This window comes from Siphonobacter sp. BAB-5405 (assembly GCF_002872335.1).
Classification (GTDB): Bacteria; Bacteroidota; Bacteroidia; order Cytophagales; family Spirosomataceae; genus Siphonobacter.
This window is the reverse complement of record NZ_NJAG01000045.1, coordinates 48,243-62,533: the sequence shown is the minus strand read 5'-3', so window position 1 is coordinate 62,533 and position 14,291 is coordinate 48,243. Positions and strand designations below refer to the sequence as shown.

Below are 14,291 nucleotides of genomic sequence, written 5' to 3'. Positions count from 1 at the left end.
AGAATGGTTAGTCCTGGGGCTGCCGTATACCTCGCAAAAGTGGTATGGTTTTATTGAGCTAGAGCTTATCTAACCACTAATCCACGAAGTCATGACTGTGATCGAGCTCACAAAAAACGAGGTATTTACGGCCCCCCGAGACGGGGCGAACGAAAGTCTCTGGCAATCGAAATTACACGCCGGCACCGAGTCTCCTGCCTTCAACGAATCAACCGTATACGACACGCTCATTGTGGGCGGGGGCATTACCGGCCTTACCGCCGCTGTATTGTTACAGCAACAGGGACAGAAATGCCTGCTCGTCGATGCCCATAGCCTGGGTTATGGCACGACCGGAGGAACCACGGCCCACATCAATACCTTTGCCGACACCACGTACGCGGAAGTAGAAAATGATTTTGGGGCCGAGGCGGCCCAGCAATTTGCCAATGATATTGCCGGGGCTGTGTCCACGATTCAGGATTGGGTCCAGACGTATAAAATTGACTGTGATTTTGAACGCAAGCAGGGCTTTGTGTACGCCGATGAAGAAAAGCAGCTCAAGGAACTCGACAGCCTGTTTCAAAGTGCGGTGAAAGTAGGAGTGAAGGCCCGTCTGGCTCCTAAAGCTCCCGTTCCCATACCGACGGTGAAGGTCATTACCATCGACGATCAGGCTCAGTTTCATCCCTTAAAATACCTGATGGGTTTACGCGAAGTGTTTGTTAAAGCTGGCGGCGTTATTCTGGAAAACACCCGGATCGAACAAACGACACAGAAGGACGGCTACCACGAAGCCGAGTCCGAAGGCCGTATTCTGAAAGCCAAGCAAATCATTTACGCTACGCATATTCCGCCTGGTGGTGTGAATCCCCTACATTTTGAAGCAGCACCGTACCGGAGTTATGTACTGGCCGTTACCCTGAAAGACAAAGCCTACCCCGACGCCCTGGTGTACGATATGCAGGACCCCTACCACTACTTCCGTTCGCACGTAGTCGAGGGCCAAAAGTATCTGGTTGTGGGTGGAGCGGACCATAAAACCGGTCACGGCGATCCTGAAGCTTCCTTTGCTGAGCTGGAAGCCTACGTGCGGCAGTACTACGAGGTGGATTCGGTAGCTTATCGCTGGTCGGCCCAGTACTACATGCCCGTGGACGGACTGCCTTATATTGGTAAACTGCCCGGCTTTTCGGAAGGAATTTTTACGGGGACGGGTTACAACGGAAACGGAATGATTCTGGGTACGCTAGCAGGAAAAATTCTGAGTGATCTCGTGCTGGGGAAAGAAAATCCGTCGGCAGCTCTGTATGATCCGGGTCGGGTAAAACCCCTGGCCGCCGCTTCCGAATTCATCAAGGAAAACGCCGATGTCGCTTACCGCTTCGTCGCTGATCGTTTTTCTACCGAAGAATTGGATTCACTCGATCAGCTTCAAAATGACTGTGGGATGGTGGCTGAATTTTCGGGAGAAAAAGTGGCCGTCTATAAAGACCCATCGGGAGACATTCACGCGGTTAGTCCGGTGTGTACGCATACGCACTGCATTGTCAACTGGAATAACTCCGAAAAAAGCTGGGATTGTCCCTGCCACGGAGCCCGCTTTGATACGGATGGAACGGTACTGACCGGCCCCGCCCGGCGAAATCTGGAACCGGTAGATTTGAAAGGCAAGGCTTAAGCTTAAGGCCAGATTGTTTATAGAGAAACTAAAAAGAGCGGATGAAAGGTTAACTTTCATCCGCTCTTTTTCTACGAAATGCCTCAAGTGTTTATGTAGCGAAAATGATACAAACACCTGAAAATGAAAACTACTCCATAAATTCCCAGGCACTTTGATACGCTTCATGACTTTCCGCATACGCGATGAAGTCCGCGTAAAAGGGAAGTTGCGAAAGCGTAGCACTATCGCCAATCACGACCAGCTTTTTACGAGCCCGGGTCATGGCTACGTTCATGCGACGGATGTCGGAAAGAAAACCGATCTCACCTTCACTATTACTGCGGGTCATGCTGATGTAAACCACATCCCGTTCCTGCCCCTGAAAACTATCAATGGTATTAATGGAAATGTACTCAGCTACGGCTTGCAAAGATTCCGTGTGCTGAAACTGTTCCTGTAACACGCTGATTTGTTGCTTATAGGGTGAAATAACCGCAATGCTGGGGAAGTCGCCGCCTCTGGACCGTACCTGTTCCACCAGTTGAGCCAGATGCCGCATGAGAAAGGCCGCTTCTTCGGGGTTGGTCGAACTGGTCCCTTCCAGTTTTTCTTCGAACCCGCAGCCCGCTGTATCAATGAAAGCCAGCGGGGCATCGCCAGGAAACAAGAGCCGATGAGCTACCGAAGCATGAGCGATGAGCCGATCCTGATAGAATAGTTTCGAGGAAAAACCCATGATTTGTTCGTGCATGCGATACTGTTCCTCAAGCAGTACCACGGCTTCCGGATGGAGAGCAACGGATTTTTCAAGCAATGTGGTACTCAGTCCCTGACGGGCGGCTTCTTTGGACTTTACCGTGGGCGGCAACTGGCAATGGTCGCCCGCCAGTACTACCTTTTGAGCTTTGAGAATGGGAATCCAGCAGGCGGGTTCCAGAGCCTGTCCGGCTTCGTCGATGACTACCGTATGAAAGGTTTGATTGCGAACGGTGTAATGATTGGCTCCCACAAGCGTTGCCGTAATCACCTGCGTACGCCCCACCAGATCGTCAATGATGTATTGTTCGCTCTGATCGACCTCTTTCATAATACGATGAGCCTCGTCAAAGAGAGCCTTGCGTTGGTCGCGTTCACCTTTCCCAAAGTTTCGCTTGTAGGTATGGGCCATGCGTTTGTATTCCTGAGCCTGCTTCTTCAGGTTTTTGATTTCTTTCGTGCGGGCATGCTCGGTCATTTTCTGATCAAGCGTCAGGGACATCAACCGCTGTGATACGCGGGCTGGATTGCCTACTCGTAGTACGTTGAGGCCTTCTTCACTTAGTTTTTCACTGAGCAAATCGACGGCCGTATTGCTGGGAGCCACCACCAGAATTTTCTGGTGCGTTTGTTGCCAGAGGGCTTTAATGGCCTGGACGAGTGTGGTCGTTTTACCCGTACCCGGCGGGCCGTGAACGATAGCCAGTTCATTAGCCGCCAGGATTTTTTCAACGGCCTGTTGCTGAAAGGGATTCAGTCGCGGCAAAGAAACCGGCGTAACGTCGGTACGAAAGGTGGGAGAAGCCGAGCCCGTCAACAGTCGAATCAATTGACCATCGGGTTTGTCGCTCCGCTGATCCGCCACTTTCAGGGCATTCTGCATTTCCTCGTAGCTGTTGTCATCAAACAGCAGGTCAATGCCCAGTTTGCCCTGACGGGACCATTCGGGCAGCTCATCCGTCCGCAACGTTAAACGAAGACGGTTGCCACTTTGGTGGGCAACAATGCCCTCCACGCGATCCTCCTTGGGATCATGGTTGGAAAACAGTACCGCTGGCATACCGAAGCGGAACTGATGAGGTATATCCTGATGCGTGGTTCGCTCTAGTTCCACCGTCAAATAATCGCCGCGACTCATTTCTGAACCCCGGATGGCCAGTGGGTACCAGCTCAGGCCGGCAGCTCTCCGCTCGCTGACGGAGGTAGATTCGGTCAGTTTTAAATACGACTGCCGATCTTCTTCCCGCTCGATCTGGAGTAATTCCAGTAGCTTTTTAAAATAATCCATACACAAAGGTAGCCGCTGGTTCACAGAAATGAGGAATTCCTCCGAAAACCAAAGGGACAGCCTGTCACTTTGGAAGCAAAAACTACCGAGTGTAGAGCGGCACGTGTAGCTTTGCCGCGTCCAATCACGTACCGAATGCCTGCGATCTCTGCCCCCGAAACTACTGAAATCTATCGTGAAGCGTCCCTTTCGCTAGTAGTTAAACCCCAGGCTGATGCGGCGGCCTTGAGCCTGCTCAAAGACACGGTTTATGGTACCAAAGGCGTTCGGTATCGGCAAACCAATCAGGAAGAGCGGTTGCGGGAACTCTACAATCCCTTCTTTTTTCACCTGTATGAAGAGGAAACCCTGTTGGGCGTGTACTGCCTGGATCATCGGGTCGTTGAAGTGCCCTGGGGATGGGTAGACAGCTTTTATGGGCGGTATCTGGCCGTAACCTCAGTCGCTCAGGGGCGGGGCTATGGTCGTTTGCTGAAAACGCAGGCCGTTGCTTACCTTTTTCAGCAAATCCCGGCTCCGTTTCTGGTGTATTCGTTTATTGAAGCCAGGAATACGCGTTCGGTAGCCGTTTCTCAAACGCTTCAATTTGAGTGCATTGCCCAGCTACAATTGTACCTGTTCCGTCGCTTGAACCCTAAAAAAGACTCCCGATTCAGAGCCTTGACGCCGGAAGAAGAAGCACGGCTACTGCCTTTCCTGCAAGCCAGCTATCAACCGTACGCTTTTAAAACCTGGACGAAAACGCAGGGAAATTTTTATGGTCTTTGGGAAGGAAATCAAATTGTCGCTGCCGTTGCCGCCCGGCGGGTTCGCTGGCAGTTCAGGCACATGCCGGGTGCGGGGGGCTGGTTTTTGATGCATGGACTTCGTTACGTACCAGTACTGAAGAATCTTTTCCAGCCGGATTACGCCTTTGTCGCCCTTGAGGCTGTCTACCTGAAGGCGGGTTTCGAGTCACTTTTACCCACGCTGCTGGAAAGCCTGCTGGCTCATAGGGAAAGATATACGGCTCTCTGGCAACTCGATGAACGCCGTACCGAATGGACCCGTCTACCGGATATGGGCTTTTTTAGCGGCTTTCAGACGGGAGTGTCTACGCAGGTATGGGTACAGGGGAAAGGCCTGTCCGAAGAGCAGTGGCAACAGCTCCGGCAAAGTCCGGTGTATGTTTCTTCATTTGATTATACCTGAGAAAATAGTTTCAAGTTTAAGTTGAGGTTTGAATATTTATTTCTTTAATAATCAGGTAAGTACTATAAAATACAAAGAGGAAGTACGGGATTCCCCGTACTTCCTCTCTTTTTAAAACGAATCCTCTATTTAGCTTTCTTCGACATTTCGTCAATGGCCAGATACCGCTCGCGGTGCTGCTCGGGTTGCTCGAAGGTCTTGGCACCAATGTGCATGACGTACACCTTATTTTCCGTAGCGGGCGTCCATTTGGGTAGGCCAGCTCCGTTGGGATTGCCCGTCTTGATAAAATTAGCAAAGTAATTCTGCATGGTTTTGGACACTTTGTAGTCTTCATCCGTCCAGGCGTACACTTTGTTGGTGGCCAGATTGCCCATGGCGTACTCAATTTCAGCCGAGTGAACGGCACCCTTAGCCGCCGGGGCGGGTTTGGTAGCGGGATCCGCATTTTTCACTACGCCTCCGGCCAGTCCGGGCTGAGCGTTGCCCATTTCAGGCCTCATCGCGGGACGCGGCTGGGTATACAGATAGCGGTAGACGGGTTGTTTGCTGGTTTTCATGTGGTAGTCTGCCCATTTCCAGGTGCTGTACCCAATGAAAAGATCACCCGCCAGAGCCGTACCTACTTCTTCTACCTGAGCATCTGAAGTCACGGGATAAGCCTTTAGAATGTCATCAGCCGAAGCACCTAAACGACCCTGCACGGCCTTTTTGTAGTTTTCTACGGTAGGGGCTTGCGGACCCATTAAGGCCCGGTAATTCATTTCCTCCGAGTTCCAGCCCAGTAATAGCGGTACTTGAGCCTGGTCTCCCGCGGCGAAAATATCGCTGACGGGTTTCGGGAAAAAGTAACCGTCGATGGTGATGGGAAAACTGCCGGGAGCTGCCTTTGCGGTCGCTTCCAGTAATTCTTTCGCCGGCAAGGCCCGCAGGGCAGCCAAAGAGGCAGCTCCGATGGATTCGCCAAACTGACTGCCTTTCTTTTCCGCCTCAGCGAGGGAAACGGGTGAGAGCGTACCCATCAGCGAACCACTTTCACCAATCGCCTGAGCAAACAGGTTTTTGGAACCCGGCGAGGCCATCTGGGCACTTACCGCAATAGAGCCAGCCGATTCGCCAGCAATGGTTACTTTGTTCGGATCGCCTCCGAAAGCGGCAACGTTGGCCTTCACCCAGCGTAAAGCCGCCTGCTGATCCATGAGTCCGTAATTACCGGACGAATGGTGCGGTGATTCCTTGGTTAGTTCGGGATGGGCCAGAAAACCGAAAACCGTAAGCCGGTAGTTTACTGTTATGGCGACTATGCCCTTCTGAGCCATGCTTTCGCCATCGTAACGCGGCTCGGAGCCATCGCCGGCCATGAAGCCACCGCCGTAGAAATACACCAGTACGGGCAGTTTTTCATTCCCTTTTTTCGCGGGCGTCCATACATTCAGGTACAGACAATCTTCACTCGTTCCGTTCGAACGAAAGTTCATGTCCCCAAACAAGGCTCGCTGCATGGCAGCAGGGCTAAAATGATCCGCTTTGTGCACGCCTTCCCAGTTTTTAACGGGCTGAGGTTCTTTCCACCGTAGATTGCCCACGGGGGGCTGAGCAAAGGGAATGCCCTTGAACGAACGAATCCCACTGGCTTCGACGGTTCCTTCGACGACTCCGTTCTGGGTTTTAATCTGAGGAGCTTTCGACGTCTGGGAAAAGGCCAGCGTCGTTCCCATCAGTAAAAAGGTAAGCATTGTTTTCATCATCGCAAGAGGCTGTTTAACGCATGAAGTAAAATCGATTGGCTTTTTGAAAAATCAGAGAAATGCTTTATTGTTGCATAGTGCAACAATAATAGAAAATGCCCTTGAATCGAACAAATTTTGTAAAAAAGAAACGATAAAGAGTGTTACGTATGACTACTGCGACGGATGAGACCAACCCTGATGGACGAGGGTTTTTACCGGGTCTGGCTCTTGATTTTGTCATTTTCGGTTTTCACGATCAGGAACTTAAAATTCTGATTCTGGAGTACAAAAACACGGATTTATTTGCCCTGCCGGGCGGATTTGTCCGCGAAAAGGAAGATCTGGAGTCTGCCGCCCGCCGCGTGCTGGCTCAGCGAACGGGCCTGACCGATATTTACCTCGAACAGTTTCATACCTTCGGAAGTCTGCAGCGGTATGATCCAGCTCCGCTCGCTCAGATCATGCAAGCGAAAGGTCACGCGGTGCAGCCGGATCACTGGCTATTACGGCGGTTTGTAACGGTAGGCTATTACGCTCTGGTAGACTTTACCCAAGCCGTACCCCAGCCCGACGCGATGGCCGATCGCTGTGCCTGGTACGAACTACATCAGCTGCCTTCGCTGATGCTCGACCACAAAAGCATTGTAGCCAAAGCCCTGGAAACACTTCGGGAAACGCTGGATCGAAAACTCATTGGGTTTAATCTGCTGGAAGAATCCTTCACCATGCACACGCTGCAACGACTTTACGAAACGGTACTGGGGGAGCCACTGAATCGATCGAGTTTTCAGCGACGTATGCTGAGTCTGGGAATTTTGCAGCGACTGGAGAAGACGTATACCGGAAAAGCCCACAAAGCTCCGTATCTCTACCGGTTTATTCAGCCGGAGTAAGCTGTCGCAATCAGCCCGGCAAATGGTCGGTTTTGACCAGTATTCGCTGGGAAAAAGGGGCTTAGGTTTGCAAAAACAAAAACATACTGAACCTATGGCTACGCAAATCTTTGTAAACCTGCCCGTAAAAGCCCTTGAACCTTCCGTCACCTTTTTTACGCAACTGGGCTATTCATTCAATCCCGAGTATACGGACGAAAACGCCACGTGTATGGTCATCAGTGAAACCATTTACGTCATGCTGCTGGTGGAGCCTTTTTTCCAGACGTTTACCAAAAAAGCAGTAGCCGACGCCCAACAAACCGCTGAAGTCATTGTATCCCTCTCCCTGGAAAGCCGGGCGGCCGTCGATGACATGATCCAGAAAGCCCTGGCGGCTGGAGCGACCACACCTACGCCCGCTAAGGACATGGGATTCATGTACCAGCACGGCTTTCAGGATCCGGACGGTCACTTGTGGGAATTTTTCTATATGCAACCCAACGCGTAAGTACGTTGCCATCCAACGTCCACCACTCCGTAAGACTAGAGCTTAGGGGGTGGTGGACGTTACTTTAATTAGCAGACGCCAAATGTTTGATAGCAACCGAAATCGTTAGCCCGTGTCTGGAAACCAGCCTTGATCAACACGGGTACGATGCGGCCCATAAAAGCTTTTGACCAAACCGTATTAGTACAATTGAAGGGAGTTTATACACCAAAAAACAGGGAATACTCGTTCTATCGGCAGAAAAAAGTTAAGGAATCCTACTGACAAAACAACGCCTGTTGACTTGTTCGGTGTACCTTAGCCTTTTTGAAACCCTTACTCTGGAATTTTTTACAATGCAAAGACGCCATTTTTTAAAACAGTCTGCTCTGCTGACGGCTGGTGCCCTCGCCTTACGTGAGTCGCTTGCGGCGGCTCCGTTGAAAACGATCAATCCGTTCGGCGTTCAGTTGTACAGTGCCCGCGACGTACTGCCGAAGGATCCTAAAGGCATCATGACGCAGTTGGCTCAGTACGGCTACAAGCAGTTTGAGAGCTACAGCGGACCCAAGGGATTTTTGTGGGGTCTGGAGCCGAAAGAAATGAAATCGTTTCTCGATGGGCTGGGCGTAAAGATGATCAGTACGCACTTCGATTTTCGGGCCGCGGCCAGCAAGCCTGATGTACTGAAAAAGAACATTGAAATGGCACAGGGAGCGGGCCTGAGTTACCTGCTTTGTCCTTACATTGGTGCTCAGAAGACTTGGGATGACTGGAAGAAAATCGCCGATGAATTCAACAAAGTAGGAGAGGAAGTAAAGAAAGGCGGCCTGAAGTTTGGGTACCATAACCACGACTACTCGTTTAAGCCCCTGGATGGCAAGCTACCCCAGGATTACCTGCTGGCTAACACCGATCCTAAAAACGTAATGTTTGAGCTGGATTTGTGCTGGATTGACGTTGCGGGAGTGAATACAACCGAACACCTGAAGAAATACGGCAAACGTTACGAACTCTGCCACATCAAGGATTATACCGTTAAAAATGGTAAACCCGTTCAGAACGATATTGGTGAAGGATCCGTAGATTTCAAAAAGACGTTGCGGAGCGTACTGGATACGAGTAAGATTAAGTACTTCCTCGTTGAACAGGAGGAGTACCCCGGCTCGCCGATGGACAGTCTGAAAAAGGACGCTCAGTATATGAAAACGCTGAACGTTTAGCCAAAAGGCAGCGACGAAAAGAGCAAGGCACGGACACTGTCCGTGCCTTGCTCTTTTCGTAGGGTATACGGGTGCAGGTTTCCAGACCTGTACCCACTATGAGGCAGTTTCCAACTGCCGCCTCTCCAGTAGGTGATTAGTACTTCTGAATGAAGCTGATTGACTACAGATTCACCCCACCCGATACCTCGATTCGCTGAGCATTGATCCAGCGGGCTTCTTCCGTACACAGAAAAGCCACTACACCCCCAATGTCATCGGGTAAACCTACGCGGCCGAGGGCCGTCGCACTGGCAATTTGCTGATTGATCTGAGCATTGTCCCGCACGGCTCCACCGCCAAAATCGGTTTCGATGGCTCCCGGAGCTACAACGTTGACGGCAATACCCCGTGATCCCAATTCCTTCGCCATGTACCGGCTCAGCGTTTCGATGGCCGTTTTGAGGGAAGCGTACACGGCGTAGCCTGGATTGGAAAAGCGAGTCAGACCCGAAGAAATATTGATGATCCGGCCACCATCGGTGAGGAGGGGAAGTAGGTGCTGGGTCAGGAAAATGACGCCTTTGAAGTGAATGTTTACCAGTTGATCCACATCTTCTTCCTTCGTATTGCCAATGGGCGTATGAGCGGCCACACCGGCGTTGTTGATCAGAAAGTTGAAGTGTTCCTGGCCAAAGGTATCGGCGAGTACTTGTTTGAACTGGCCAACAAAAGCCTCAAAGCTAGCCACGTTTCCCGTATCAAGCGGAAGGGCTGCGGCTTTCGCTCCCAGTTGCTCAATCTCTGCGACGACCGCCTGAGCTTCGTCAGCTTTACTGTGGTAGGTAAGAATCACGTCGATTCCTTTTTTAGCCAGACTCAGGGCCATGTTTTTGCCCAAACCGCGGCTACCGCCGGTAACTAATGCAATACTCATAATGGTCTGTTTCTTAAGGTTTGAAAGAACGGTACTTAGCCGTAAAACCAAGTACCAGCATGCACAGGGCGTACCCGGCTAGGCCGTATCCCAACCAGCGATTTACGGCTGGCTTGCCGGATGCAAAGATGCGGGCTAGGACAATCCGGGTGTTTGTACGGATCAATCCATTCCTTGCAAAAATCAAATCTTAGGCCCGAAAAGCAAGTGGCGAGAAGGAGGTTTGTTTGCGGAAGAAATTGGAAAAGTGGGCGACCTGCTCGAAACCCAGGCAGTAAGCAATTTCGGATACCGTCCAGTTGGTTTGTTTGAGCAAAATTTTGGCTTCCTGCAGAATCCGCTGTTGAATGGCTTCCGTCGTGGTTTGGCCCAGCGTTTCTTTCAAAACTTTATTGAGGTGATTGACGTGAACCGCCAGATGATCGGCAAAATCCTTGGCCGTACGAAGGCCTACTTTCTGATGAAGCGTATCAATGGGAAACTGCCGTTCCAGTAATTCAAGAAACAGGGAGGTAACCCGGGCAGAGGCCGGCGGATGGGTTGAGCTTGCCGGCAACGGCTGTAGTTTCTGTCCGTAATGAATCAACTCCAGCACGTAGGTGCGTAGCAAATCATACTTATAGGCGTAATCGGACGTGATTTCTTCCCGCATCTTCAGGAACAGGCTGTTGAGCTGGTCGGCTTTCTCATCGCTTAGCTGAAAGATCGGTACGCCGCCCGGTCGGAAAATGGGTAGCTCGTCCAGGATGACGCCGCTCTTGCTGGGCAGGAGAAACGCATCCGTAAAAATGCAGAAATAACCCGCCTGTTGCTCATCCAGCGGTACGTAATGATAGGGTACTTTAGGGGAAGCAAACAGCAAAGCATTGGTTTCAATGTCGATGACTTTGTCGGCGTATTCGGCCCGGTTTCGACCGCGAATCAGACTGATTTTGTAATAAGTCCGACGATTGTACGGCATGACCGACCGCTGCGTTGTCTTCTGAAATAAGTCTTTAATGCTGAAAACATTGAAATGACCAATTTCTTTCGCGACATCCTGCGGAAAGATCGTTTGTTTTTCGAGCGTAGAGCCCGTCGTTACTTCCCGATAAAAATCATCAACCGAGGTCAGAGCCATGTAGCGTACGTTTGTAAAAATCAAATTTACAAAGAGTCATCAACAACTCAAACGAACCACATACGGATTCTATGGGTACGCGTAGAGGTCAGTTAAGAAGAAGAGCTAAAATCGAAACATTAAGAAATCTTAATCTTATCCTAAGGCCGTTTTTATCGGAGTAGCCGAACTTGGCTCCTTTGCAGAGAGAGAATTCGTCGGGGCTGGCGGACTCAAAAGAACGATACTCTTTGAAATGCTTCGGTAAACGTTTCCGTAAAAGGACTCATCTTGAGTTAGGATTGTACGGGTAGAGTCGGTAAAGTAAGTCCGTGCAGCAAAAAAGTACCCCATTATGGAATCGTTCGTGATTCCCCTTTATTCGTTCGTGTGAAAAAAACGTTACGCTATACCACCCTTTTCCTGCTCTTGTGGCTAAGTAGGGAAACAACCCAGGCCCAGACCTCCGTTTCGGGCCGGGTGCTCGGCTATGTGTGCAATCGGATTGGGGATTATGATGGCTTACGGCTACAAACAACGGCGGGCGAAGTACAACTAAATTTTCCTCCCCACGCCGCTCTCAGTGTGCGGCGACTGGCCCGTACCGGACAAACGATTACCGCCGATGTCGAACCCGGAACGGGTGGACCCGGCCCGGCTCGCCCGCCGGAAGCCCGGCTGAACCGGTATCGTCTGATTCGGCTGCGAAATCCCTCCTCCGATTTAGTAATACAAGTGGCCGGTTTGCCGCCGCCCCAACCCCAATCGGGCTCGCTGGTTCAGGCGGAGGGGCCCCTGCTCAAAAAGATACGGGACGAACGCGGGCAGTTGATCGCTTTGCTGACGGATAAGTATCTCATTGAACTCAAACCCCACCAGGCCGGACAAATTCTTCCCTTGCTCGAAGGTGTTCAACGCCTGAGTGTGACCGGTTTCGAGCGAACCGCCGAGGGTTTTGTCAATCAAACCGGCCGTGCTGTATTACTCCCTTCTACACTAACGATTCGGGGTCAAACCTTTGCACTCTAATGAAAATTCTGTTAATCGACGACGAAGAAAAACTGGCCCTGCACCTGCAGAAAGGTCTTCGGCAGGCGGGTTACGCGGTAGATATTGCCTTTTCGGCATCGGTAGGCCTTGAACAGGCAGCCGTAGGCGGTTATGATTTGATTTTGCTGGACCTGATGTTACCCGGAACGACGGGCTTTGACGTGTTGCGTACTTTACGGGCTTTTGGCATTGATGTTCCCGTAATGATTCTGAGTGCTCTCAATCAGTCCCGCCACGTAGTAGAAGGACTGGACTTAGGAGCCGTTGACTACCTGCGTAAACCCTTTGAGCTGGAAGAATTACTGGCCCGGATTCGTACAGTACAACGGAGTCAGGCGGGCAGTCGGCTGGCGGTGTGGCAGATCGGTGACTTGCGTATGGATCTGGCCAGTCGGCAGGTCAGCCGGGGCGAACAACCCATTGCCCTGACGCCCCGGGAGTATCAGTTGCTGGAACAGCTCATGCGAAATGCCGGTCGCGTTCTGTCTAAAGCCCAGTTGACCGAAAAAGTCTGGGAATCTGATTTTGACCGGGGTAGTAATGTCGTGGAAGTACACATCCACCAACTTCGGAAAAAGATTGACCGGGGCTTTGCCGTGCCGCTGCTCGAAACGGTCGTTGGCGTAGGGTATCGCCTCAAGGGAACACTGGAAATCAATTAAACTTCTTTGATAGGTATGGTAGGAATCTGGCCCATTCGTAGTATTCGGGTAAAAATGGGTCTGGTATTCGGGCTTACCTTCTTTGTGGGGTTTGCCGCTGCGGCTACCTACGTATTCCATGAGGTCAAAAAGGTACTGATTCAGCAGGAAAATCGGGCGTTGATGGATCGGGCTACGCGGCTATCCGAACGGGTGTCGCTGTACCCCCTGGTCATTCCATTGCCCGAGTCGGGCGAAGTGCTGGCCCTTTGGTATACCACGGGCGATTCCTCCCGCCGTCTGTACCAGTCGCCGCAATTTCCGGAACACCTGAGCAAAACCGGAGCCGCTACGGTCTTTCAATCCGATACGCTTGAACTGGCCCGGGTGAACCGAGATGCGGAAGGCGATTACGGAAATCTTACGACCATCGTAGGGCGTAGCAACCGCCCCCTGACCCGGCAACTGCAAAACATTGGCTGGTTACTGATCAGTACACTGTTGTTGAGCATGGTCATTTCGGGACTGGGAGCCTGGTGGCTGAGCGGCTGGCTGTTACGCCCGCTACAAGCCATCATTCAGTCGGCCCGTTCGGTCAATCTGGCCGGCGGAGTAACGCCCATTCCCATGCCCCGGACCAGCGATGAGATACAGGAATTAGCGACGACCATCAACGACATGCTGGCCCGCATTCAGCAGGCCGTGGATACGCAACACAACTTCTTTGCCGCTGCCTCGCACGAACTGCGTACGCCCCTTAGTATCCTGCGTACTGAAATCGAAGTGGCCCAGCGGGAGGCGATCAACGACCGCGAACGTTTTTTTCTAGCGAGTCAACTGGCCGAATTACGGCGACTGAGTCGGCTGGTGGACGATCTGCTGGCGATGAGTCAGCTTCGGGCGGGTACCCTGCAACTACGTCCGGAGCCCATCGAACTTGATGATTTGACCTTACAGCTAACGGAACGCTATCATGCCGTCCTGAAGCAGAGGCAACTCTATTTGTTGGTATATTTGGATGATACGGCTCCTTCGTTTCGCGTAGGGGCGGATGAAGACAAACTTACGAATGTGCTGCTCAATCTGCTGGATAACGCCACCAAGTACGCCCGACCACAAACGCAGGTGGATTTGCGACTGGAGGTGCTCGACGAAAACGTGGTCTGGTCCCTGACCAACTTGACCAGTGGTCCGGTAGCCGATCCCGATCGGTTGACTCAGGAATTCTATCAGGCTGATACCCGGCACGATGGATACGGCTTAGGCCTCTGGATTAGTCAGCAAATGGTTCGACTCATGCAAGGTTCATTCACCGTAACGGCCACCCAGGACTCCTTCCGAGCCGAGATTCGCTTCAAAAGAAACCAGGACTCCGTTCGCTAAAACAGTGCCC

The 14,291-nt window shown here is 51.6% G+C and carries 12 protein-coding genes; 8 read left to right on the top strand and 4 right to left on the bottom strand.

Annotated elements, in window-relative coordinates:
- The first annotated feature begins 91 nt into the window (after positions 1 to 91).
- Complete coding sequence (locus BWI97_RS23055) at positions 92 to 1,660, top strand: FAD-dependent oxidoreductase (protein ID WP_102202987.1); 1,569 nt, start codon at positions 92 to 94, stop codon at positions 1,658 to 1,660.
- Between the two features lie 130 nt (positions 1,661 to 1,790).
- Here the strand turns inward: BWI97_RS23055 and BWI97_RS23050 are convergent, their stop codons facing one another.
- On the bottom strand, positions 1,791 to 3,686 hold the full coding sequence (locus BWI97_RS23050) for an AAA domain-containing protein (RefSeq protein ID WP_102202986.1): 1,896 nt from the start codon (positions 3,684 to 3,686) through the stop codon (positions 1,791 to 1,793).
- Between the two features lie 135 nt (positions 3,687 to 3,821).
- On the opposite strand from BWI97_RS23050, the gene BWI97_RS23045 reads away from it, so the two are divergent.
- The gene (locus BWI97_RS23045; RefSeq protein WP_102202985.1) at positions 3,822 to 4,877 is read left to right on the top strand and encodes a GNAT family N-acetyltransferase; all 1,056 of its coding nucleotides are present in this window, start codon (positions 3,822 to 3,824) and stop codon (positions 4,875 to 4,877) included.
- A gap of 125 nt (positions 4,878 to 5,002) precedes the next feature.
- Here the strand turns inward: BWI97_RS23045 and BWI97_RS23040 are convergent, their stop codons facing one another.
- Positions 5,003 to 6,622, bottom strand: a complete 1,620-nt coding sequence (locus BWI97_RS23040; RefSeq protein WP_102203137.1) for a carboxylesterase/lipase family protein — start codon at positions 6,620 to 6,622, stop codon at positions 5,003 to 5,005.
- A 152-nt stretch (positions 6,623 to 6,774) separates the two neighbouring features.
- Between BWI97_RS23040 and BWI97_RS23035 the strand changes: the two genes are divergently transcribed.
- From BWI97_RS23035 to BWI97_RS23025, 3 genes are all read left to right on the top strand, one after another.
- Positions 6,775 to 7,500, top strand: a complete 726-nt coding sequence (locus BWI97_RS23035) for an NUDIX domain-containing protein (RefSeq protein ID WP_102202984.1) — start codon at positions 6,775 to 6,777, stop codon at positions 7,498 to 7,500.
- Between the two features lie 94 nt (positions 7,501 to 7,594).
- Positions 7,595 to 7,990 (top strand): VOC family protein, encoded by a 396-nt coding sequence (locus BWI97_RS23030; protein ID WP_102203136.1) that lies wholly within the window; start codon positions 7,595 to 7,597, stop codon positions 7,988 to 7,990.
- 335 nt (positions 7,991 to 8,325) lie between these two features.
- Entirely contained in the window at positions 8,326 to 9,192 is an 867-nt protein-coding gene (locus tag BWI97_RS23025; protein ID WP_094813746.1) for a sugar phosphate isomerase/epimerase, read from the top strand.
- A 163-nt stretch (positions 9,193 to 9,355) separates the two neighbouring features.
- Here the strand turns inward: BWI97_RS23025 and BWI97_RS23020 are convergent, their stop codons facing one another.
- Together BWI97_RS23020 and BWI97_RS23015 are read right to left on the bottom strand one after the other, a co-directional pair.
- Positions 9,356 to 10,108 carry an SDR family NAD(P)-dependent oxidoreductase gene (locus BWI97_RS23020; protein ID WP_102202983.1) on the bottom strand — a complete coding sequence of 251 codons (753 nt, stop codon included), beginning with the start codon at positions 10,106 to 10,108 and terminating at the stop codon, positions 9,356 to 9,358.
- Positions 10,109 to 10,298: 190 nt separating this feature from the next.
- Complete coding sequence (locus BWI97_RS23015) at positions 10,299 to 11,228, bottom strand: AraC family transcriptional regulator (RefSeq protein WP_102202982.1); 930 nt, start codon at positions 11,226 to 11,228, stop codon at positions 10,299 to 10,301.
- Between the two features lie 369 nt (positions 11,229 to 11,597).
- Between BWI97_RS23015 and BWI97_RS27750 the strand changes: the two genes are divergently transcribed.
- Genes BWI97_RS27750 through BWI97_RS23000 form a run of 3 tightly spaced genes read left to right on the top strand, consistent with a single transcriptional unit; the run spans position 11,598 to position 14,281 of the window.
- Positions 11,598 to 12,236: a hypothetical protein gene (locus BWI97_RS27750; protein ID WP_102202981.1), complete on the top strand. Its 639-nt coding sequence runs from the start codon at positions 11,598 to 11,600 to the stop codon at positions 12,234 to 12,236.
- The gene (locus BWI97_RS23005) at positions 12,236 to 12,919 is read left to right on the top strand and encodes a response regulator transcription factor (protein WP_102202980.1); all 684 of its coding nucleotides are present in this window, start codon (positions 12,236 to 12,238) and stop codon (positions 12,917 to 12,919) included. The genes BWI97_RS27750 and BWI97_RS23005 overlap by 1 nt, the downstream gene beginning before the upstream one ends.
- Positions 12,920 to 12,934: 15 nt before the next feature.
- On the top strand, positions 12,935 to 14,281 hold the full coding sequence (locus BWI97_RS23000; RefSeq protein WP_102202979.1) for a HAMP domain-containing sensor histidine kinase: 1,347 nt from the start codon (positions 12,935 to 12,937) through the stop codon (positions 14,279 to 14,281).
- The last annotated feature ends 10 nt before the right edge of the window (positions 14,282 to 14,291 follow it).

Bases quoted from the DNA above. Each gene is read 5' to 3' on its own strand.
- BWI97_RS23015 (WP_102202982.1), bottom strand. From the start codon at position 11,228: ATGGCTCTGACCTCGGTTGATGATTTTTATCGGGAAGTAACGACGGGC.
- BWI97_RS23020 (WP_102202983.1), bottom strand. From the start codon at position 10,108: ATGAGTATTGCATTAGTTACCGGCGGTAGCCGCGGTTTGGGCAAAAAC.
- BWI97_RS23005 (WP_102202980.1), top strand. From the start codon at position 12,236: ATGAAAATTCTGTTAATCGACGACGAAGAAAAACTGGCCCTGCACCTG.
- BWI97_RS23000 (WP_102202979.1), top strand. From the start codon at position 12,935: ATGGTAGGAATCTGGCCCATTCGTAGTATTCGGGTAAAAATGGGTCTG.
- BWI97_RS23025 (WP_094813746.1), top strand. From the start codon at position 8,326: ATGCAAAGACGCCATTTTTTAAAACAGTCTGCTCTGCTGACGGCTGGT.
- BWI97_RS23055 (WP_102202987.1), top strand. From the start codon at position 92: ATGACTGTGATCGAGCTCACAAAAAACGAGGTATTTACGGCCCCCCGA.
- BWI97_RS23030 (WP_102203136.1), top strand. From the start codon at position 7,595: ATGGCTACGCAAATCTTTGTAAACCTGCCCGTAAAAGCCCTTGAACCT.
- BWI97_RS23050 (WP_102202986.1), bottom strand. From the start codon at position 3,686: ATGGATTATTTTAAAAAGCTACTGGAATTACTCCAGATCGAGCGGGAA.
- BWI97_RS23040 (WP_102203137.1), bottom strand. From the start codon at position 6,622: ATGAAAACAATGCTTACCTTTTTACTGATGGGAACGACGCTGGCCTTT.
- BWI97_RS23045 (WP_102202985.1), top strand. From the start codon at position 3,822: ATGCCTGCGATCTCTGCCCCCGAAACTACTGAAATCTATCGTGAAGCG.
- BWI97_RS23035 (WP_102202984.1), top strand. From the start codon at position 6,775: ATGACTACTGCGACGGATGAGACCAACCCTGATGGACGAGGGTTTTTA.